Genomic DNA, 20,403 nt, shown 5'->3' on the forward strand with positions numbered 1-20,403 from the left:
CGCATCTGAAACGTGAGTTCGGGGCGGCAGGCGCCCTGCCTGCCGCCCCGAACTCGTGTTCACGCCGGACTGTCCGCTGACGTACACGATCATCGACAAGGAGGTGATCCGATGCTCTGGTACATCGGTCGCCGAGTGCTTCAAATGATCCCGGTTTTTCTCGGGGCCACTCTTCTGATCTACGCCATGGTCTTCCTGCTTCCCGGTGATCCGATTGCCGCGTTGGCGGGCGACAAGGCGCTCAGTCCGGCTGTTGCACAGCAGCTTCGGGAGCGCTATCACCTCGATCTCCCCTTCTATCAGCAGTACTTGCTGTACCTGAAGGGCATCTTCACGCTGGACTTCGGCACGTCGTTCTCCGGACGACCTGTCAGTGAAGTTCTGGCACAGGCATTTCCGATCACGATGAAACTTGCCTTCATGGCACTGATCGTCGAGACCGTCTTCGGTGTCGGCTTCGGCCTCATCGCCGGCCTGCGTAAGGGCGGATTCTTCGACAGCACCGTCCTGCTGTTCAGCCTCGTCCTCATCGCCATCCCGATCTTCGTGATCGGCTTCCTGGCTCAGTTCTTCATCGGCGTCAAATGGGGCATCGTCCCGCCGACGGTCGGTGGCAACACCAGCTTCAAGAATCTCCTGCTCCCCGCCCTGGTTCTGGGTTCGGTCTCGTTCGCCTACGTACTGCGACTGACTCGAACGTCCGTGGCGGAGAACCTGAGTGCCGACTACGTCCGCACCGCTACGGCCAAGGGACTTTCCCGTGGACGAGTGGTTCGCGTGCACGTGTTGCGCAACTCGCTGATCCCTGTGGTCACGTTCCTGGGCGCCGATCTCGCGACGTTGATGGGCGGCGCCATCGTCACCGAGGGCATCTTCAACATCAACGGCGTCGGCGGCACGATCTACCAGGCGGTGACCAGAGGTGAAGCGCCGACGGTCGTTTCGTTCGTCACCATCCTGATCGTGATCTACCTGATCGCGAATCTGCTCGTCGACCTCTTGTACGCCGCGCTCGATCCGAGGATCCGCTATGTCTGAGACCTTGAAGACCGGACGCGCAGTCCGGCAAAGCCATTTCGTGGCGCCGCCCGAAGTTGCGGCACCGGGGGAGACGGACGCCGTCAAACTCGATCAGGCGCCGACGAGTATGTGGACCGACGCGTGGCGCGATCTGCGCAAGCGTCCCCTGTTCATCATCTCGACGATCATCATCCTCGCGGTCATCGTCATCGCAGCGTTTCCGAGCTTGTTCACGAGCACCGATCCGCGGTTCTGCGACCTCACCTACAGCATGCAGGGGCCGACCTCAGGGCACTGGTTCGGTTTCGACCGTCAGGGTTGTGACGTCTACTCGCGCACCATCTACGGTGCTCGCGCATCCGTACTCGTCGGCGTCGGCGTCACTGCGTCGGTGCTGGTGATCGGAGTGATCTTCGGCGCGCTGTCCGGCTTCTACGGCGGCTGGACCGATTCGATTCTCTCCCGCGTCGCCGACATCTTCTTCGGTATCCCGCTGATCCTCGCTGCCATCGTTCTGATGCAGCTGTTCACCGATCGCACGATCTGGACCGTAGTCGGCGTCCTGGCGCTGTTCGGTTGGCCGCAGATGGCAAGAATTGCTCGTGGCGCGGTGATCTCGGCGAAGAACAACGATTACGTCATGGCCTCGGAAGCGTTGGGCGTCTCGAAGCTCAAGACACTGATCCGCCACGTCATCCCGAACTCGTTGGCGCCCATCATCGTGGTGGCCACCATCTCGCTCGGCACGTACATCGTTGCCGAGGCGACGCTGTCCTTCCTCGGTATCGGTCTTCCGTCCACCGAGGTTTCCTGGGGTGGAGACATCAGCAACGCTCAGGTGACGCTGCGTCAGGGATCGACCATTCTGTTCTACCCGGCAACGGCTTTGGCGATCACCGTCCTCGGATTCATCATGATGGGTGACGCACTACGCGACGCTCTCGATCCCAAGTCTCGGAAGCGGTGAGCACGATGACCACCAAGGAAACTCTCACCTCGGAGGAAACTCCGTTGCTCGAGATTCGTGATCTCGAGGTGTCGTTCCAGTCCAATTCCGGTCCGGTTCCGGCAGTTCGAGGTGTCAGCCTGACCGTGTATCCGGGTCAGACGGTCGCCATCGTCGGCGAATCGGGCTCGGGTAAGTCCACCACCGCCCACTCGATCATCAATCTGCTTCCCGGCACCGGCAAGGTGACGGCAGGCGAGATCATCTTCGACGGCAAGGACATCTCGAAGGTTTCGGAGAAGGACTTCGTCCACATCCGGGGCAGCCAGATCGGTTTGGTTCCGCAGGACCCGATGTCGAATCTGAATCCCGTGTGGAAAGTGGGCTTCCAGATCGAGGAAGCACTGGCCGCCAACGGGATCGCCAAGGGTAAAGCCGCCAAGGTTCGCGCCGCCGAACTGCTCGAGGAGGCCGGCCTCGCCGAAGCCGAGAGCAGGTTGGGGCAGTACCCGCACGAGTTCTCGGGCGGTATGCGTCAGCGCGCACTCATCGCGATCGGGTTGTCCGCTCGTCCGAAGCTCCTGATCGCGGACGAGCCGACGTCGGCGCTCGACGTCACCGTCCAGCGTCAGATCCTCGATCACCTCGACGGTCTGACTACGGAACTCGGCACCGCCGTTCTGCTCATCACTCACGATCTGGGCTTGGCCGCCGAGCGCGCCGAGCACCTGATCGTGATGAGCAAGGGGCGCATCGTCGAATCCGGTCCGGCACTGGAAATTCTGAAGCGCCCGCAGCATCCGTACACACAGAAGCTGGTCGCTGCTGCGCCGTCGTTGGCGTCGAAGCGACTCAGTTCTTCGGTAGCGCGCGCCGAGATTCGGGAACAGGCGGAGGAGGTCGCCGAAGCGGTCAAAGCAGAGGAAGGTACGGCAGAGTCCTTCGGCAAGGCGACCGACGACGTTCTTGTCGTCGATCATCTGACCAAGGTATTCAAGCTGCGCAAGGGTTTCCGCAAGACCACCGACTTCACCGCCGTGAACGACGTGTCTTTCAAGGTCCGCCGCGGAACCACAACGGCGATCGTCGGTGAATCGGGTTCCGGTAAGTCGACGGTCGCGCAGATGGTCCTCGGCTTGCTCGAGCCCACCGCGGGCAACGTGGTTTTCGACGGTCAGGACGTGGCGAAACTCGGCGCGAAGGAAACTTTTGCGTTCCGCCGCCGAGTGCAGCCGATCTTTCAGAACCCCTACGGCACGCTCGATCCGATGTACTCGATCTACCGCACGATCGAGGAGCCGCTGCGTACCCACAAGGTCGGGACCAAAGCCGAGCGTGAGGCTCGCGTCCGCGAACTTCTCGACAAGGTGGGTCTGCCTCAGTCGGTCATGCGGCGGTTCCCGAACGAGCTCTCCGGCGGACAGCGTCAGCGCGTCGCGATTGCGCGAGCATTGGCTTTGCAGCCGGAGGTCGTGATCTGCGACGAGGCGGTCTCCGCTCTCGACGTGCTCGTTCAGGATCAGATCTTGACGCTGCTCAACGACCTGCAGGCAGAGTTCGGGTTGACGTACCTCTTCATCACGCACGACCTGGCCGTGGTTCGTCAGATCGCGGACAACGTGTTGGTGATGTCGCGTGGCTCGATCGTCGAATCGGCGCCGATCGACGACGTGTTCGGCAATCCGCAGCAGGACTACACACGCAAGTTGCTCGACGCGATTCCCGGTGGGTCCATCAAGCTGGGAAGCTGACGCAACAGGTAGGTAGGCAAGTCCGCAGAGGGGCTGCAAGGTACCGTCGTTGATCGTGACGGACCCCTTGCAGCCCCTCGTCGATCTTCCAGGCGTACGCGCCGCCGCCGATCATGCGCGCGACGCTCTGGGTGAGGTTCATCGGCACAAGACGAACCGTCGCGGTTGGCCCACCACTGCCGCCGAAGCCGCCGTTCGCGCTGCGCGAGCCAGCGCATCGCTCGCCGGCGGCACCACCGAATTGCCGGCCGAGGGCATGGCCGGCGACCCGATTCTCGCGGGTGCTCTGCGGGTAGCTCAGGCTCTGGACGGCGACAGCCTTCCGCTCATGGAGTCGACGTGGAAGCGCGCCCCACTGCAGGCTTTGGCCCGGCTGCACCTGCTGGCCGCGGCAGACCTCGTCGAGGACGCGGATCAACTGGGACGGCCACGGTCGGATCGCGGCGTGGGGGAGCGCTTGGACGCTCTCGCCCAACTCGTCACCGGCGGAACCAGTGCACCGGCGCCGGTTCTGGCAGCCGTCGTCCACGGAGAACTCTTGGCGCTGAGCCCGTTCGGCACGGCCGACGGCATCGTCGCCCGCGCGGCCTCGCGTCTGGTTGCGGTCTCGTCGGGGTTGGATCCGCACAATCTCGGGGTCCCCGAAGTCAGTTGGCTTCGGCGGCCGCAGGCGTACACAGATGGAGCGGCGGGGTTTGCTTCGGGAAATCCAGCGGGCGTCGGCAGTTGGGTGATCCTGTGCTGCGGTGCGCTCGAAGCCGGTGCGCGAGAAGCGACTTCGATCGCCGACGCCGCTACCGGGTAGTCCGGACAATTGCCCCTGTTGGAACATAACGAACGGGCGGCGCTGCCGATAAATCGACTTCGCCGCCCGTCAGCACGGACTACTCGTTACCAAGCGTGCTCGGTGGGTTGTGTGGGTGGCCTCGGCGAGGGATCGCACTTTCTGAGGTCGTCCCCGCAACCTGTGCGGGGTCCTCGCTCAAATTGAACGAATCTCGCAGGCCCACAACGCTTCTGCCCTTATAGTGGCTTGTGCTCCGCGTGGGTGCCCTAGTGCCCGTGCTAGGAATTTCAGTTGGGGAAACGGTCCTTCTCTTCCGAGCCGTTCCTGGCCTTCCGTTCTTCCGTAACTCCTTTGTACCCTGTGTCCGGGCTCACAGCAAGTACCAATTTTTGTTTGTGGGCCTTGGATTTCAGCGTTTCCGGCGCAGTAGCCCGAAGGTCATGGCGCCGGCCACCAGAGCTGCGATTCCCACCGCGGCAGTAGTGGCCACCGTCGTCGTGGATTGGGCCGACAATCTAGCGCGAAGTGAGACCGGATTCGAGAAAGTCAGTATGGGCCAACCGTTTACGGCTGCTTCCTTGCGCAATGCACGATCGGGGTTGACCGCGGTGGGATGTCCGACCGCCTCGAGCATGGGCAAATCGGTCACCGAGTCGGAGTAGGCGTAGCTGGCGGCGAGGTCGTAGCCGTACTCCGCGGCGAGTTTTTCCATCGCCTCGACCTTGCCCGGACCGTAGCAGTAGAAGTCGACCGCGCCGGTGTAGTGGCCGTCTTCTTCCCTCATCGACGTCGCGACGGAATGGGTGGCGCCGAGGGCGCGGGCGATCGGTGCGACGATCTCTTCACCCGAAGCCGACACCACGATGACGTCGTGTCCACGCAGCTTGTGATCTGCGATCAGATCGGCCGCCTCGGCGAAGACGAGGGGGTCGACGATGTCGTGCAGAGTTTCCGCGACGATGGCCTTCACCTGCTCCACGTCCCAACCCGCACACATCGCCGTCAGGTGCTCGCGCATGCGCTCCATCTGATCGTGATCGGCGCCGGACAACAGAAACAGGAATTGTGCATAGCTGCTCTTGAGAACCGAGCGTCGATTGATCAGACCCTGGGCGAAGAATGGCTTGCTGAACGCCAGGGTGCTCGACTTCGCGATGATCGTTTTGTCTAAATCGAAGAAAGCGGCTGTCCGCCCGGTATTCAGTCCGTTCGCAGGCTTGTCGGTCACAGGAATGAGGATAGTCCGACAGGCGGTTCGTGTGCTCCCGGCAAGCGTCCTCTGTCGGTGAAAAACAGCAGTTCAGTGCAGCTCAGGCTTGCGTTTCTCGCCGATGTCGGGTGTAAGATCGTTGCTGTTCGATTCGTTCGAACCAGTTCAGCCCGACCCCCCGGGGCTGAACTCAGACGGCCCCCGCCTCCTCCCCCCATTGGTGGGGGTCGTCCTCTGTCTCAGGCCCGTTTCTCCACAACTTCGTAGTTGTCCACAGGGTCGTTCACCGCACTGTTTTCGGTGCCCGTGCTCGTTCAGGCTCTGTAGTCATGAACACGACGATCAATTCTCGGGAAACCGGCGCTTGCATTCTGGTTCTCGTCGACGACGCGAAGGTCCTCGCGAGTGTGCGACGCGTTGCTGCCGCGGTGGACCGCCGTCTGGACGAGGCCGAGCATCCCGTGTCCCGGCAACAGTGGAACCGAGCCTCGGCGGTCGTATTGGACGCGTCGGCTGCGCGCGATGCACTGGCTCGTTCCCCGAGGCGAACGCGAGTGTTCCTCGTATGCGACGGCACACCGACCGTCGACGATTGGAAGAGCGCCACAGCGATCGGAGCCGACAGCGTCCTGTCTCTGCCCGAAGAGGAGAACGCGTTGGTCGCAGTTCTGGCCGACCACGTCGACGTGGGTGGTGACGGCACCGTCGTGAGCGTGGTGGGTGGTTGTGGCGGCGGCGGAGCTTCGGCAACTGCGGCGGCTGTCGCGCTGACGTCGGCGGCGCGTCACGTCCCGACACTCCTGGTGGACGTCGACGCACTCGGTTCCGGCGCCGATGTCCTGTTGGGTATCGAGACTGCCCCCGGATTGCGCTGGGGTGCACTGACCGTCGAGGGCGGACGGTTGGCCCCGGATGCGCTGCGTGATGCGTTGCCGGCAAAGGGAAAGTTCTTGCGGGTTCTGGCGAGCAGTCGGCGGGAGATCGACGGTCCGACGGTGACCGCTGTTCGCGCCGTGACGGATGCAGGCCGCAGATCCGGCGGACTCGTGGTCTGCGACGTGCCGCGTCACCCCAGCGAAGTCGGCCAGGCCGTCCTGGAGATCTCGGATTTTGTCCTCGTGGTGGTTCCGGCCACCGTGGCCGCGTGTGTCGCTGCCGAGAAGGTCGGGGCCTGGGTGGTGCGACACAACTCCAACGTCGGACTCGTCGTGCGTGGGCCGGCGCCGGGTGGGCTACGCGGCGCCGACGTGGCGGACATGCTCGGCCTTCCCCTGACGGCCGTGATGCGCGGTCACCGCTCACTGGCACCGATGCTCGAGCGCGGCGGGCTCGAATTGACCCGCGGGTGTCCGTTGAGCACCGCGGCAACAGCGATACTCGATGCCGTCGAATCCGGAGTACGCCCCCGCAGGGCTGCGGCATGAGTGCGTTGGTCACGGCCGAACTGCTCGACCGAGTTCGCGAGCGATTGACGGCGTTGTCGGTCGCCGAGCCGACGGCAGCCACCGTTGCCGATGCCGTACGAGCCGAGTCCTCGGGCGTTCTGGCGGACACGGATCTGTTGGAGGTCGTCAGGGTGCTCCAGACGGAACTGACGGGCGCAGGGCCGCTCGAACCGCTGTTGCACGAACCCGGTGTCGCCGACGTACTGGTGACCGCGCCGGATCAGGTCTGGGTGGACCGCGGGGTCGGCCTCGAAAGGGCAGCGGTGCGGTTCACCGACGAGGCAGCTGTGCGTCGACTGGCGCAACGGTTGGCGCTGTCGGCAGGTCGACGCCTCGACGATGCCCAACCGTGGGTCGACGGGCGCCTGCGGGGTGTCGGCGACGGGCACTTCGGGGTGCGACTGCATGCCGTCCTCGCACCGGTGGCCCAGGGCGGAACCTGCGTGTCACTGCGAGTGCTGCGGCCGGCGACACAGGGCCTCGACGCGCTGTGCGCTCACGGCGCCGTGGAACCGGACGCGCGCGAACTCCTGAATCACATCATCTCTTCTCGCTTGGCTTTTCTGGTGATCGGCGGGACTGGCGCGGGAAAGACCACGTTGTTGTCCGCGATGCTCGGTGCCGTCGACCCGCGCGAGCGAATTGTCTGCGTCGAGGACGCGGCCGAACTCGCGCCGCCGCATCCGCACGTCGTCCGCCTCGTGGCCAGAGCTCCCAACGTGGAGGGCGTCGGAGAGGTGACGGTGCGCGATCTGGTGCGGCAGGCTCTGCGGATGCGTCCCGATCGCATCGTCGTCGGTGAGGTTCGCGGAGCAGAGGTGACGGATCTGCTCACGGCGATGAACACCGGCCACGACGGCGGGGCCGGTACCGTCCACGCCAATTCGCCCGAAGAGGTGCCTGCCAGGCTCGAGGCGTTGGCTGCGCTCGGCGGTATGGATCGCCACGCGTTGCACAGTCAACTTGCCGCGGCGGTTCAAGTGATCCTGCACGTGCACAGATTGGCCGACGGATCGAGGCGTCTCGAACAGATCGGTGTCATCGACCGCGGTGCGGACGGATACGTACGAATCATGCAGGCGTGGCCGGACGGCGGTTCGGGTCGTGAGAGGCTCGAGCGGATGTTCCGGCTTCGTAATCGGGAGGTCGTGACGTGACAGTTTCACTCTTGGCCATCGCGTTGGCAGTCTCGATTGCGCCGGTGCGGGATTCACGCGCTCGGCTCGCGACGTACACCCCGAGTATCCACAAGCCCTCCCGGCAGATTCCGTGGGAGCTCGTCGCCGCATTTCTTGCGATTTCGGCTGCATGGGTTCTCGGAGGTCTTCCGGCAGGGTGCGCGGCGGTCGTCCTCGTCGGAACCCTGACCTTCCGCGGCCGACGCGCGAAGGCGGCCGAAAACCGGGACCTCTCACAGAAGATGCTGCTCGCCGGTTTGGAGGTGCTGATCGCAGAGTTGAGCGTCGGCGCACATCCTGCGACGGCCAGTTCTGTTGCAGGCGAAGAATGTACCGGCGAAGTGAGCGCGGTGTTCCGGTCCGCTGGGGCGAGAGCGCGTCTCGGCGGTTCTGCCGCAGCGGCCTTCGCGGTACCGGATTCGTGCATCGAGCGTGAGTTCTCCCGCATCGGATCCGTCTGGCGGGTCGCAGACCAACATGGGCTGGCTCTGGCGGAACTACTCGGCGCCGTCCGGACGGACATGCTGGGACGTAGACGCTTCCGTCAACGCACCGAAGCCGGGTTGGCGGGCGCTCGGGCGACCGCTGCGGTGCTGGCTTTTCTGCCACTGCTGGGGATCGGGCTCGGGCAGTTGATGGGTGCGTCGCCGTTGCGCGTGCTGTTCGGAGGTGGGCTCGGCGGCGTGCTCCTCGTGATCGGAACTGCTTGTGTCTCAGCTGGTTTGCTCTGGACCGATCAGATAACTGCGAAGGTGACGTCGTGAACTGGATGTCGGCGGCGATGATCGCATTGGCGCTCGTGGTCATTCCCACTCGTCGCGGTGCTTCGGTCAGGGCGGCGGGAATTCTGTTCACGGACACAACAACAGAAGTTTCGGTTTCGGTCCCGGACAAGCCGGATCCACTGGCGGTAGCAGCAAGTCTCGACCTTCTCGGAGCCTGCCTACGTGCTGGGCTTCCCGTCTCCGCCGCGATCACTGCGATGGCGTCAACGGCACCGAAAACGATGGCCGACTCGCTTCGTCGCGTCGCCGACCTCCTCGCGCTCGGTGCCGACCCCGATACTGCGTGGAGCGAAGCCGCACTCGATCCGGACACCGAAGCTCTGGCCAGAATGGCTCGGCGTTCTGCCCGTTCGGGTTCGTCGTTGTCGTCGTCCATGACCGAACTCGCCGAGCATAGTCGCGGTGAGGCCGAGGATCGGGCTGCTGCTGCCGCCGAACGCGCGGGAGTGTTGATCAGCGGCCCACTCGGGCTGTGTTTCCTGCCCGCCTTCATCGCCTTGGGCATCGTCCCAGTGGTGATCGGGCTTGCCACGACTGTGCTCGGTAACGGCCTGCTGTGAGCCGGTTCCGTGTGAAAGCTCCTGCGGCAGAAGTGCTGCCACAGGTTTCGATTGAAGGGGGAGCAATGATTTCGAAGACGTTGAGGTCGGTGTCGGCCAGATTTGCCCTGTTGGTTGCCGAGGACGACGGCATGTCCACCGCGGAGTACGCGATCGGCACGATTGCGGCGGCGGCGTTCGGAGCCGTCCTGTACACCGTGGTCACCGGTGACTCCATCGTCTCCGCGCTGACGGGCATCATCGACAAGGCGCTCAAGACGGCTGTGTGATGTTGTCCACGAGAGGTATTCGGCAAGCCGACGACGGCGCCGTGACGGTCGAGGCCGCGATTGCCCTGGCTTCGATCGTCACTGTGGTCGTGCTGTGTATCGGCGGAGTCCTGGCGGTGTCGATGCAGGTTCGGTGTGTTGACGCCGCTCGTGAGGCTGCACGTCTGGTGGCACGTGGTGATCGTGAGTCTGCGGTCACCACGGCCCGCCGGATCGCTCCCGATGGTGCATCTGTCTCGGTGGAGATCGTGGACGGCTTTGCGGTGGCTGTCGTCAGCGCCGAAAGTACGTTGCTGCCGTTGGTCGATATTTCTTCCGAGGCGGTGGCAGCAGTCGAGCCAGGGGTGGGGGAGGGGTGAACCTACGTGACGACGAGGGTGTTGCCACGGTTCTGGCATGCTGCATTCTGGCGGCGATCGTGCTGGTGACCGGCGGGATACTGCATGTCGGGTCCGCGGTGGTGGCCAGGCACACGGCGCAGTCGGCGGCTGATCTTTCTGCCCTCGGCGGGGCGGGCGCCTTGGACGGCGGTGACGAGGCGGCGTGTGAGATGTCCGCGGTGATCGCGGAGCGGATGCGTACGGTGCTCGAGGAGTGCGACGTCCAGGGGTGGGATGTAGTCGTCGAGATACGCGCACCGGTGTTGTTGTCGGGCTTCGGAATCCGTGATGCGCAGGCTTACGCTCGTGCGGGTCCGGTCAGCTGATCGCGTTTCAGCTGATCGTGTCGATGACGGCGGTCAGAACCTTCACCGCACCGTCCTTGTCGAGCGGATCGTTTCCGTTGCCGCACTTGGGTGAATAGACGCAGGACGGGCAGCCGTGAGCGCATTCGCAAGACAGGATGGCGTCCCGCGTCGCGGTGAGCCATCGTGACAGTTCGCTGTGCCCCCGGTCGGCGAATCCGGCGCCGCCGGCATGACCGTCGTAGACGAAGACCGTCGGGAGCCCGGTGTCCGCGTGCATCGCGGTCGATACTCCGCCGATGTCTCCGCGGTCGCAGATCGCCACCAGCGGCAGAAGTCCGATCGCTGCATGTTCGGCGGCATGCAGTGATCCGGGGAACCGTTCGGGCGGCACCCCGATGGATTCGAGAAGTTCCGGCGTGACCGTGTACATCACTGCCCTGGTGGGCAAAGTGTGTGCGGGCATGTCGAGTTCGATCGAGTCGAGGACTTCACCCGAAGTCAACCGTCGTAGGTATCCGACGACTTGATGTGTCACCTCGACCTGGACGAGAGCGACGGCGATGTCGCCGTAGTTCTTGTGCTCGAGTTGTTCGGTAATCGTGATTTCGGTGGTCTCGCGGGCCGAGGTGGTCCAGTCCGGATTCTCGGTGTGTACCAGTGCAAGTCCGACGTCGAGGTCCAGTTCGTCGACGACGTAGGTCTCGCCTTGGTGGATGTGGACGGCGCCGGGATGAACTGTGGCGGGAGCGCGGCCCGCGTCGACAGTGCCGAGCATCCGGCCGGATTCACCGTCGACAATGGCCACCTGTGTTCCGATACCGCCGCGAATGTCCAAAGAGCCGTGGGGGTTCGAATCAGCGGTGACGAACCATCCGTGCTTTCGGCGCCGGATCTTGCCGTCCTCCGACAGTCTGGTCAGAACCTCGAGAGCCCCGAATGCGTCCACCTCGGCGTCGGAAAGGGGGAGTTCCATTGCAGCGCAGAGAAGTTGTGGTCCTAGAACGTACGGATTTCCCGGATCTGTCACCGTCGCCTCGACGGGTTTGTCCAGTACTGCCGACGGATGGTGAACGAGGTAGGTGTCGAGTGGATCGTCGCGGGCGATCAACACGACGAGTGAACCCTCACCGCGTCGCCCGGAGCGACCGGCCTGCTGCCAGAACGACGCGACGGTGCCCGGGAAGCCCGCCACGACAACGGCGTCGAGGCCTGCGATGTCGACGCCGAGCTCCAGTGCGTTGGTGGTGGCTGCGCCCAGCAGTGTGCCGTCGGCGAGTGCAGCTTCCAGTTCGCGTCGGTCCTCGGCCAGATATCCGGCGCGATACGACGCAACTCGCTCGGCGAGCTCCGGGTCCACCTCTGCGAGTAGACGTTTGGTGGCCATCGCGGTCAATTCGGCGCCGCGGCGGGAGCGAACGAAGGTGAGAGTGCGGGCGCCCTCGATCATGAGGTCGGCCATGATCCGCGCTGCTTCCGCGCCGGCGGGACGTCGTACCGGGCTACCGTTTTCGCCGGTCAATGCTTCGAGCAGCGGCGGTTCCCACAGTGCGACGGTGCGTGGGCCGTGCGGCGATCCGTCTTCCGTGACCTCGGCGCAGTGGGCGCCGATCAGTCGCGAGGCCGCCGCGCCGGGATCTGCCGTGGTTGCGCTGGCCAGGATGAAGGTGGGTTCGGCGCCGTAACGGGCTGCAATCCTGCGCAGTCGCCGGATCACGAGCGCTACGTTCGATCCGAAGACTCCCCTGTAGGAGTGGCATTCGTCGATGATCACGTATTTCAGGTTGCGGAAGAAGTGCGCCCATCGCTGATGGGTCCGGAGCAGTGAAATGTGGATCATGTCGGGGTTGGTGAAGAGCCAGCGCGAGTTCTCGCGTGCCCAGGTGCGGAGTTCTTGCGAGGTGTCGCCGTCGTACGCACTGGCGTTGGTGCTGCGAAGTTCGACGTCGAAGTCGGTGAGGGACAGCACTGCTCGCAGTTGATCTGAACCCAGCGCTTTGGTGGGGGAGAGGTAGAGGGCAGTTGCGAGCGGATCGGTTGCCATCGCCGTCAGCACCGGGAGTTGGTATGCCAGAGACTTACCCGACGCCGTACCGGTGGCTACGACCACGTGTTTTCCGTCGTATGCGAGGCCGGCGGCCTCACTCTGGTGGATCCACGGGGACCGGACGCTGTGTTCGGCGAGCGCGCGTACGACGCTGGGGTGCACCCACTCCGGCCATTCGGTGAACTCGGCTACGCGGGCAGGTAACTGCGCGGTGAACATCAGTGGTTTTTCGCTTCCACTGACCCCGGCGACGACGCGATCGAGCAGCATCTGCCCGTAGGTCTCGGCAGGCTTCCCTCCCGGGGCGGGGATCGGGGAAGGTGCGTTCACGTGACTCTCCGGGCTCGGCGTTGGGGTGTAACGGCAATCGGAAACTGTCGCTACCTGCAGTTTTGATGATACGCAACGGCCAGCGGTCTTGGTGGAACCGGGTGGTCGGCGCGCACGCGGGAAAGCACGATCGCGGGCTTTTTTCTCGTAGCGAACTTTTAACGTTTTTAGTTCCGATTTCGACTGTTGTGCACGCGGAGAACATGGTTGACTGACAATCGGTCGCAGCTTCTGTGTTCGTAGGCTTGAGAAAGTGCACGCTCGCAGGATCGTTGTTGCGGGCGCGGTGCTCTTGCCTTTCCTGAGGGGGAAATAAAGACGTACAGCGGTCGGAACCGGCCCGGTGGACTGTAAGGGCTGTTCACCGAATCCGGTGTTAGAAAGAGAAGGAAAAGCATGGCACAGGGCACTGTGAAGTGGTTCAACGCTGAAAAGGGCTTCGGCTTCATCGCTCCCGAAGACGGTTCCGCAGACGTCTTCGTTCACTACTCCGAAATTCAGGGCAACGGCTTCCGTACCCTCGAGGAGAACCAGCGTGTGGAGTTCGAGGTCGGCCAGGGCACCAAGGGTCCCCAGGCTACCGGCGTTCGCGCGGTCTGATTTTTCCGCTCACTTGCTGAGCGAATAGTTCGGACAGTATTTGTCCCCCATCGCATCTGTGCGATGGGGGACAAATCTTTTCGGTGCAAGCAAGTACCTTCTCCGTCCGGGGTGAATGGACGCAGCTGTTCGACCACGGCCGGTCGTCTATGCCGTCAATACCTTCGTGGCTTACGTTTCACTCTGTGAGCCAACTGTCCTTTTTCTCTGCCGAGTCGATTCCACCTGCCGTGACGGACCTTGCCGGAATGCTGGCCGGACCGGGTCAGGTCGTGACCTCGGAGGATCGTGCCCGGATCTCGATCGTCGTGGATCGGGACTGGAGAGCGCAGGCCGTGGCCGAGTTGATCGCGCAGTGTGGACTCGGGGCCGAGGTGACGCGCAGTGACGAGGGCAGTCCACTCGTGCGTACTCAGTCGACGCCCGCACTACTTCCGCTGTCCGTGCAGTGGACCAAGGGAGCGGTGAAGGCAGTGCCAGTCGGTTGGGTGCCGAACTCCCGCCAACTCCGAGTCTGGGCCGTCGCCGCCGGCCGCCTCGAAGAAGGCGGTGAACGGTTCGTGTTCGGCCTCGACCCCCATGCCAAGGAGACGCACGCTCCGCTCGCTCAGGCCTTGATGCGTGTTGGTATCGCGCCGACCCAACTGGGTAACCGGACACCGGGCCCGGGGCTCCGTGTGTCGGGAAAGAAGAGACTGACAAAGCTCGTCGAATACCTCGGTGAGGCGCCGAAACACATCGACACTTCGGTCGCCTGGCCGCACGTCTGACGGTGTCGATGCCGCGTGTCCGACTGGGCCCATACTGTACTGATCTGCACGAATGTCTTGCGGGTATGTCACTCTGTAAAGAGAGACACGGGGTATAACTTGCTCCACACGTCTAGTTCTGAAGAACTGCCGACGGCAGTGAACGTCCAAAGGAAGGCTCGGGCAGCAGGTGGCTAAAGCGGACAACGGCAGCGGTCAGGGAGCGTCCGGTAACCCTCGTCGCCTCGTGATCGTCGAGTCACCGACCAAGGCGCGCAAAATCGCTCCCTACCTCGGTAAGGACTACGTCGTCGAGGCGTCGGTCGGTCACATTCGCGACCTGCCACGCGGCGCAGCAGACGTTCCGGCCAAGTACAAGGGCGAGTCCTGGGCCCGCCTCGGCGTCAACGTCGATCACGACTTCGAGCCGCTCTATGTCGTGAGCCCGGAAAAGAAGGGCAAGGTCGCCGAACTCAAGTCTCTGTTGAAGGACGCCGACGAGCTCTTCCTCGCAACTGACCCCGACCGCGAGGGCGAGGCAATCGCCTGGCATCTCCTCGAGACTCTCAAGCCCAAGATTCCGGTTCGTCGAATGGTCTTCCACGAGATCACCGAGCCGGCAATTCGTGCTGCCGCCGAAGACACCCGCGAACTCGACACCGACCTCGTCGATGCTCAGGAAACCCGCCGCATCCTCGACCGTCTCTACGGTTACGAGGTAAGCCCGGTTCTCTGGAAAAAGGTCATGCCGAAGCTCTCGGCCGGCCGCGTCCAGTCGGTGGCCACTCGCGTCATCGTCCAGCGCGAACGCGAGCGCATGGCGTTCAAGTCGGCGTCGTACTGGGACATTTCCGCGACGCTCGACGCCGGTGCAGAGGCCAGTCCGCGTAGTTTCGGTGCTCGCCTCGTCTCCGTCGACGGTTCGCGTGTCGCGTCCGGCCGTGATTTCGGAGCTGACGGAAAGCTCAAGGGCAGCGCGGTCACCGTGCTCGACGAGGCCTATGCGCGTCGTCTCGCGGAAGCGTTGCAGGGCGTCGACCTCACGGTGTCGTCCGCCGAGGACAAGCCGTACACCCGCAAGCCGTACCCGCCGTTCATGACGTCGACGCTCCAGCAGGAGGCCGGACGCAAGCTTCGTTTCACGTCCGAGCGCGCCATGCGTATCGCGCAGCGTCTGTACGAAAACGGCTACATCACTTACATGCGTACCGACTCGACGACGCTCTCGGAGTCGGCGATCGCTGCCGCTCGTGCGCAGGCCACCGAGTTGTACGGTCCTGAATACGTCCATCCGACGCCGCGTCAGTACACCCGCAAGGTCAAGAACGCGCAGGAAGCCCACGAGGCGATCCGCCCCGCTGGTGACGTGTTCCAGACCCCGGGTCAGTTGCACTCCAAGCTCGACTCCGACGAGTTCAAGCTGTACGAACTCATCTGGCAGCGGACCGTCGCTTCGCAGATGGCCGACGCCCGCGGTACGACGCTGACTCTTCGCATCTCCGGCACAGCAGGCACCGGTGAGGACTGCACGTTCTCCGCTTCAGGTTGCACCATCGTGTTCGCGGGCTTCCTCAAGGCTTACGTCGAAAGTGTCGACGAAGAGGCCGGCGGTCAGTCCGACGACGCCGAATCCAGGCTTCCGGTACTGGTCAAGGGTCAGGAAGTCACGGCGACCAAGCTCGATCCCGACGGGCACAGCACCAACCCGCCCGCTCGCTACACAGAAGCCAGCCTGATCAAGACGCTCGAAGAACTCGGCATCGGCCGTCCTTCGACCTACTCGTCGATCATCAAGACCATCCTCGATCGCGGATACGTCTACAAACGTGGCAGCGCACTGGTTCCGTCCTGGGTGGCGTTTGCCGTCATCGGACTGCTCGAGGTGCACTTCGGCCGTTTGGTCGACTTCGACTTCACGGCCGGAATGGAAGACGATCTCGACGCGATCGCCGGCGGCCGTGAGCAGCGTGGCAACTGGCTGAGCAGCTTCTACTTCGGCGGCGAGACAGGCGCAGAAGGTTCGGTGGCCCGCGAGGGCGGCCTGAAGAAGATGGTCGGCGTCAACCTCGAGGAGATCGACGCCCGCGAGGTCAACTCCATCCGTCTCTTCGACGACGCCGAGGGCCGCGAGGTTCACGTGCGTGTCGGCCGATTCGGCCCCTACCTCGAGCGCATGGTTCAGAATCCGGATGATCCCGAAGGCGATCAGATCTCGCAGCGGGCCAATCTTCCCGATGACCTGCCGCCGGACGAACTCACCCCCGAGTACGCCGAGAAGCTGTTCTCGACGCCTCAGGAGGGCCGCAAGCTGGGCGTCGACCCATTGACGGGCCACGAGATCGTCGCGAAGGAAGGCCGCTTCGGTCCCTACGTGACTGAGATCCTGCCCGAGCCTCCGGCCGAACCGGAACCGGACATTGTTCCCGTTCCCGAGCCGGAAGAAATCAGTTCGGGCAGTACCAAGACTGCGGTGAAGAAGGCCGCGGCCAAGAAGGCGCCGGCGAAGAAGGCTGCCAAGAAGGTCGCGGGCCCCAAGCCGCGGACGGGGTCGCTGCTCAAGTCCATGGACTTGGCGACGATCACCTTGGAAGATGCGCTCCGTCTGTTGTCGCTTCCTCGCGTCGTGGGTGTCGACCCGGAATCGAAGGAAGAGATCACTGCGCAGAACGGCCGTTACGGTCCGTACCTGAAAAAGGGCACGGACTCGCGTTCGCTCGCCAACGAAGAGCAGATGTTCACCGTCACTCTCGACGAGGCGCTCAAGATCTACGCCGAGCCGAAGCGTCGTGGGCGTCAGGCCTCGGCAACGCCTCCGTTGCGTGAGCTGGGCGTCGATCCGGTCAGCGAGAAGCCGATGGTGATCAAGGACGGCCGTTTCGGTCCGTACGTCACCGACGGCGAGACCAACGCCAGCCTTCGCAAGGACGACGACGTCGAATCCATTTCCGATGCTCGTGCGTCGGAGTTGCTGGCTGATCGTCGTGCTCGCGGCCCGGTCAAGAAAAAGGCAGCAGCCAAGAAGGCTCCGGCGAAGAAGGCCGCTGCCAAGAAGACAGCCGCCAAGAAGGCCCCGGCAAAGAAGGCAGCTGCCAAGAAGGCTCCGGCGAAGAAGGACTCGTAGGGCTTCGTCGGTGCCGACGGTTAGGGTTTTTGCATGAGTACTGAAGTGGCCGAACGAGGTGTGTTCGGTCGGCTGGTGGGTCAGCACGACGTCGAGAAAAGTCTGCGTGATGCTGCACTGTCGGCTCGCGGCGATTCCAGCGGCTCGGAAATGACTCACGCGTGGCTGTTCACCGGGCCACCTGGCTCGGGTCGTTCGGTTGCTGCTCTCTGCTTCGCCGCAGCCCTGCAATGCACCTCCGAGGGTGCACCAGGGTGCGGTGAGTGCCATGCGTGTACGACGACGATGGGCGGCACCCACGGTGACGTACGACGGATCATCCCCGACGGCCTGAGCATCAGCGTCAAAGGCATGCGCGAGATAGTCAACATCGCTTCGCGTCGGCCGACGACGGGGCGGTGGCAGGTCATCGTGGTCGAGGACGCCGATCGTTTGACCGAAGGCGCGGCCAACGCACTCCTGAAGGTTGTCGAGGAGCCACCGGACCGCACGGTCATCCTGCTCTGCGCGCCAACGACCGATCCGGAAGACATGTCCGTCACCTTGCGCTCGCGGTGCCGGCACATGCCGTTGGTGACGCCGTCCGTCGAATCGATCGCTCAGGTGCTGATCGACCGCGACGGCCTGGATCCGGAGCGGGCGAGAATCGCCGCATCGATCAGCGGTGGACATGTCGGTCGGGCGCGGCGCCTTGCTACCGACGACAGTGCGCGGGACGAGCGTCAGCGTTCGTTGCGGCTAGCTGCTGACGCTATCGGTGCGTCGACGGCCTACAAGGCCGCCGAGAACCTGGTGAAGTCGATCGAGGCCGACACCAAGGCGTTCTACGCCGAACTCAAAGAACAGGAACTCGAAGAGCTCAAGGTCTCGTTGGGTGGCGGTGGTACCGGCAAGGGAACGGCCGGGACTCTGCGCGGATCGGCTGGTCTGATCAAAGACCTCGAAGCGCGTCAGAAATCGCGTGACACGCGGGCCCGCCGCGATCTCCTCGACCGGACCCTGATCGACCTGGCCGGCATGTACCGGGACGCACTTTCCTACTCACTGGGATCGACGTCGACGGCGACCCATCCCGACATGGCTCGTCAGGCCGCCGAGTTGGCTGCCCGAACGTCCCCGGAGGGGTTGCTGAAGTGCATCGAAGCGGTGCTCGAATGCCGTGAGGCTGTCGACTTCAACGTCAAGTTGCAGTGGGCGCTCGACGCGATGGTCGCTTCCATCGGAGCCTCTTTCAGACCCCCGTTTTCGCGATCCGGGGGTTGACCAGATAGACTCGCCACCGCCGAAAGGCACGCTGCCTTAGCTCAGTCGGTAGAGCATTTCACTCGTAATGAAAAGGTCGAGAGTTCGATTCTCTCAGGCAGCTCAGCCAAGAGCCCCGCACCCGGAAATCCGGATGTGGGGCTCTTGTCATTTGTCCCCACTTCTTACGTATGTGCGGTTTATCCTGATTCTGGCCAACACGTGCCTGAGCAGGGGAGACTTCGATGTCGGATCAGAACTGGGGATCAGGCCAACCACCGCAGAATCCGCCGCCGTACGGGCAGATGCCGCCGCAGGGCTACCAGTCACCGACGCCCGCCTATCCGTACGCAACGTGGATCTCTCGTGTTCTCGCGTCAATCCTCGACGGCTTTGTCGTTCCGCTTCCCGGCGTCATCCTCGCGATCATCGGGGCGGTGATCGCGTTCTCCGGATCCGAAGTGACCACATACGACGACGGCAGCGTGAGCGCTGAGGGCGGCAATCCGGTCGGCATAATCGTTATGGTCGTCGGCATACTGGCCATCTTCTTGATCGAGGTGTGGAATCTCGTCTTCAGACAAGGAAACACCGGACAGACGCTCGGCAAGAAGTGGCTGGGGATTTCTGTGATTCGGGAGTCTGACGGTGTACCTCTCGGCCCGGTGGTGGCGCTGCTTCGTTGGATCTTGATGGCGATCCTGGGTGGCGCCTGCTTCCTCAACTATCTCTGGCCGCTCTGGGACCCGAAGCACCAGTGCTGGCACGACATGGTGGTTCGATCGGTAGTCGTTCGCGCGAGCTAGTCGCTGCCGGGGTCTCTTACAGTGGGTGCCATGGAGTTGGAAGCGCTGGCAAGTCGACGACGCGCGCTGGCCGCACCCGTCGGTGTCGCTGCCGTGGCCGCGACGGCCGCCGCGGTTCTCCATTTCCGCGATCCCCACAGTGCGGGTAGTTACGGCGTTTGTCCGATGTACGCGTTGACGGGATTGTGGTGCCCGGCGTGTGGTGGCCTTCGTGCGGTCAATGACCTGACTAATCTGGATCTTGGTGCCGCAGTGTCCAGCAATATCTTGATCGTGCCGTTTGTCGCGGTATTGGTGATCGCGTGGATCGCTTGGACAGTGCGCCGCTGGAAAGGCACGCGGGATCGCATGATCGTGCTTCGGCCGACCGTGACGATCGTGGTGCTCGGAGTTCTCGTTGCATTTACGGTTGTTCGAAACACCCCGTGGGGGAGCTGGCTCGCGCCGGCGTGACGGTAAGAGGTCGACATGGCAATGCAGGTTTTTTCGCTCATCGTTCTGCTCGGCGCGCTGATCATTCTGATTCCGACGGCACGACGTGTCTTCGGCAAGAAGGACGACGAGTAGGCCTCGACAACTGGGCCGGCGGGGAACATGCTGGCGGTATGGCTGATTCGTTGAAAGCTCGTGTCAAGGAGAAGCTGCTGCGGCAACTCGCCGAGGACGGTCGGCACCCGATTCAGGAAGCTGAGGGTGACGATCCCCGGTTGGTGTCGATCAACGACGACCTCGAAGCCTTGGAACAGGCCGAAGAAGGCGATCCGATCGTCGAAGAACTGGCCGAGAGGTACTGGGTTCCGTGAAGTTTACCGACCGCAGTGCTCTGACCTGGCGATTTGGTGTTGTGTTGATCTTCGCGTAACTTTGTCCAG

Annotated in this window: 20 protein-coding genes and 1 tRNA gene; 19 read left to right on the top strand and 2 right to left on the bottom strand. The window is 63.5% G+C overall.

The features are described 5' to 3' along the window. Positions 1-111 precede the first annotated feature (111 nt). The 4 genes from QM716_RS24225 to QM716_RS24240 are packed head-to-tail and all read left to right on the top strand — an operon-like array spanning position 112 to position 4,522. Entirely contained in the window at positions 112-1,038 is a 927-nt protein-coding gene (locus tag QM716_RS24225) for an ABC transporter permease (protein WP_033235977.1), read from the top strand. After that, complete coding sequence (locus tag QM716_RS24230) at positions 1,031-1,987, top strand: ABC transporter permease (RefSeq protein WP_283306675.1); 957 nt, start codon at positions 1,031-1,033, stop codon at positions 1,985-1,987. The genes QM716_RS24225 and QM716_RS24230 overlap by 8 nt, the downstream gene beginning before the upstream one ends. A gap of 5 nt (positions 1,988-1,992) precedes the next feature. Then, entirely contained in the window at positions 1,993-3,717 is a 1,725-nt protein-coding gene (locus QM716_RS24235; protein WP_283306676.1) for a dipeptide ABC transporter ATP-binding protein, read from the top strand. 55 nt (positions 3,718-3,772) lie between these two features. Continuing rightward, entirely contained in the window at positions 3,773-4,522 is a 750-nt protein-coding gene (locus QM716_RS24240; RefSeq protein WP_020905979.1) for a Fic family protein, read from the top strand. Positions 4,523-4,913: 391 nt separating this feature from the next. Here QM716_RS24240 and QM716_RS24245 read toward each other — a convergent pair whose 3' ends face one another. After that, positions 4,914-5,732 (bottom strand): HAD-IB family hydrolase, encoded by an 819-nt coding sequence (locus QM716_RS24245; RefSeq protein WP_283306678.1) that lies wholly within the window; start codon positions 5,730-5,732, stop codon positions 4,914-4,916. Between the two features lie 311 nt (positions 5,733-6,043). Between QM716_RS24245 and ssd the strand changes: the two genes are divergently transcribed. The 7 genes from ssd (at position 6,044) to QM716_RS24280 (ending at position 10,657) form a co-directional block, all read left to right on the top strand. Beyond that, complete coding sequence (gene ssd / locus QM716_RS24250) at positions 6,044-7,138, top strand: septum site-determining protein Ssd (protein ID WP_283306680.1); 1,095 nt, start codon at positions 6,044-6,046, stop codon at positions 7,136-7,138. Further along, complete coding sequence (locus QM716_RS24255) at positions 7,135-8,316, top strand: TadA family conjugal transfer-associated ATPase (RefSeq protein WP_283306681.1); 1,182 nt, start codon at positions 7,135-7,137, stop codon at positions 8,314-8,316. Before ssd ends, QM716_RS24255 begins: the two co-directional genes overlap by 4 nt. Further along, positions 8,313-9,101 carry a type II secretion system F family protein gene (locus QM716_RS24260; protein WP_283306682.1) on the top strand — a complete coding sequence of 263 codons (789 nt, stop codon included), beginning with the start codon at positions 8,313-8,315 and terminating at the stop codon, positions 9,099-9,101. Before QM716_RS24255 ends, QM716_RS24260 begins: the two co-directional genes overlap by 4 nt. After that, entirely contained in the window at positions 9,098-9,682 is a 585-nt protein-coding gene (locus QM716_RS24265; RefSeq protein WP_283306683.1) for a type II secretion system F family protein, read from the top strand. Before QM716_RS24260 ends, QM716_RS24265 begins: the two co-directional genes overlap by 4 nt. Positions 9,683-9,747: 65 nt before the next feature. After that, the gene (locus QM716_RS24270; protein WP_230816494.1) at positions 9,748-9,951 is read left to right on the top strand and encodes a DUF4244 domain-containing protein; all 204 of its coding nucleotides are present in this window, start codon (positions 9,748-9,750) and stop codon (positions 9,949-9,951) included. Next, the gene (locus QM716_RS24275) at positions 9,951-10,310 is read left to right on the top strand and encodes a TadE family type IV pilus minor pilin (protein ID WP_283306684.1); all 360 of its coding nucleotides are present in this window, start codon (positions 9,951-9,953) and stop codon (positions 10,308-10,310) included. Before QM716_RS24270 ends, QM716_RS24275 begins: the two co-directional genes overlap by 1 nt. Then, on the top strand, positions 10,307-10,657 hold the full coding sequence (locus QM716_RS24280) for an Rv3654c family TadE-like protein (protein ID WP_283306685.1): 351 nt from the start codon (positions 10,307-10,309) through the stop codon (positions 10,655-10,657). Before QM716_RS24275 ends, QM716_RS24280 begins: the two co-directional genes overlap by 4 nt. Positions 10,658-10,664: 7 nt before the next feature. Here QM716_RS24280 and QM716_RS24285 read toward each other — a convergent pair whose 3' ends face one another. Continuing rightward, on the bottom strand, positions 10,665-12,953 hold the full coding sequence (locus tag QM716_RS24285) for a DEAD/DEAH box helicase (RefSeq protein ID WP_283306708.1): 2,289 nt from the start codon (positions 12,951-12,953) through the stop codon (positions 10,665-10,667). A gap of 456 nt (positions 12,954-13,409) precedes the next feature. On the opposite strand from QM716_RS24285, the gene cspE reads away from it, so the two are divergent. From cspE to QM716_RS24325, 8 genes are all read left to right on the top strand, one after another. After that, a complete protein-coding gene (gene cspE, locus QM716_RS24290; RefSeq protein ID WP_003946117.1) occupies positions 13,410-13,613 on the top strand; it encodes a transcription antiterminator/RNA stability regulator CspE in 204 nt (67 codons plus the stop codon). A gap of 185 nt (positions 13,614-13,798) precedes the next feature. Next, positions 13,799-14,383 (top strand): hypothetical protein, encoded by a 585-nt coding sequence (locus tag QM716_RS24295; RefSeq protein ID WP_283306686.1) that lies wholly within the window; start codon positions 13,799-13,801, stop codon positions 14,381-14,383. A 169-nt stretch (positions 14,384-14,552) separates the two neighbouring features. Further along, the gene (gene topA / locus QM716_RS24300) at positions 14,553-17,483 is read left to right on the top strand and encodes a type I DNA topoisomerase (protein WP_283306687.1); all 2,931 of its coding nucleotides are present in this window, start codon (positions 14,553-14,555) and stop codon (positions 17,481-17,483) included. Between the two features lie 33 nt (positions 17,484-17,516). Beyond that, positions 17,517-18,746: a DNA polymerase III subunit delta' gene (locus QM716_RS24305; RefSeq protein ID WP_283306688.1), complete on the top strand. Its 1,230-nt coding sequence runs from the start codon at positions 17,517-17,519 to the stop codon at positions 18,744-18,746. Positions 18,747-18,776: 30 nt separating this feature from the next. Then, positions 18,777-18,849 (top strand) — tRNA-Thr (locus tag QM716_RS24310). A 121-nt stretch (positions 18,850-18,970) separates the two neighbouring features. Continuing rightward, complete coding sequence (locus QM716_RS24315) at positions 18,971-19,531, top strand: RDD family protein (RefSeq protein ID WP_283306689.1); 561 nt, start codon at positions 18,971-18,973, stop codon at positions 19,529-19,531. Positions 19,532-19,561: 30 nt separating this feature from the next. Continuing rightward, a complete protein-coding gene (locus QM716_RS24320; protein ID WP_283306690.1) occupies positions 19,562-19,984 on the top strand; it encodes a DUF2752 domain-containing protein in 423 nt (140 codons plus the stop codon). A gap of 152 nt (positions 19,985-20,136) precedes the next feature. Next, complete coding sequence (locus QM716_RS24325) at positions 20,137-20,334, top strand: hypothetical protein (RefSeq protein ID WP_003946112.1); 198 nt, start codon at positions 20,137-20,139, stop codon at positions 20,332-20,334. The last annotated feature ends 69 nt before the right edge of the window (positions 20,335-20,403 follow it).

Source organism: Rhodococcus sp. IEGM 1409, from assembly GCF_030056735.1.
In the GTDB taxonomy this organism is placed as follows: Bacteria; Actinomycetota; Actinomycetes; order Mycobacteriales; family Mycobacteriaceae; genus Rhodococcus_F.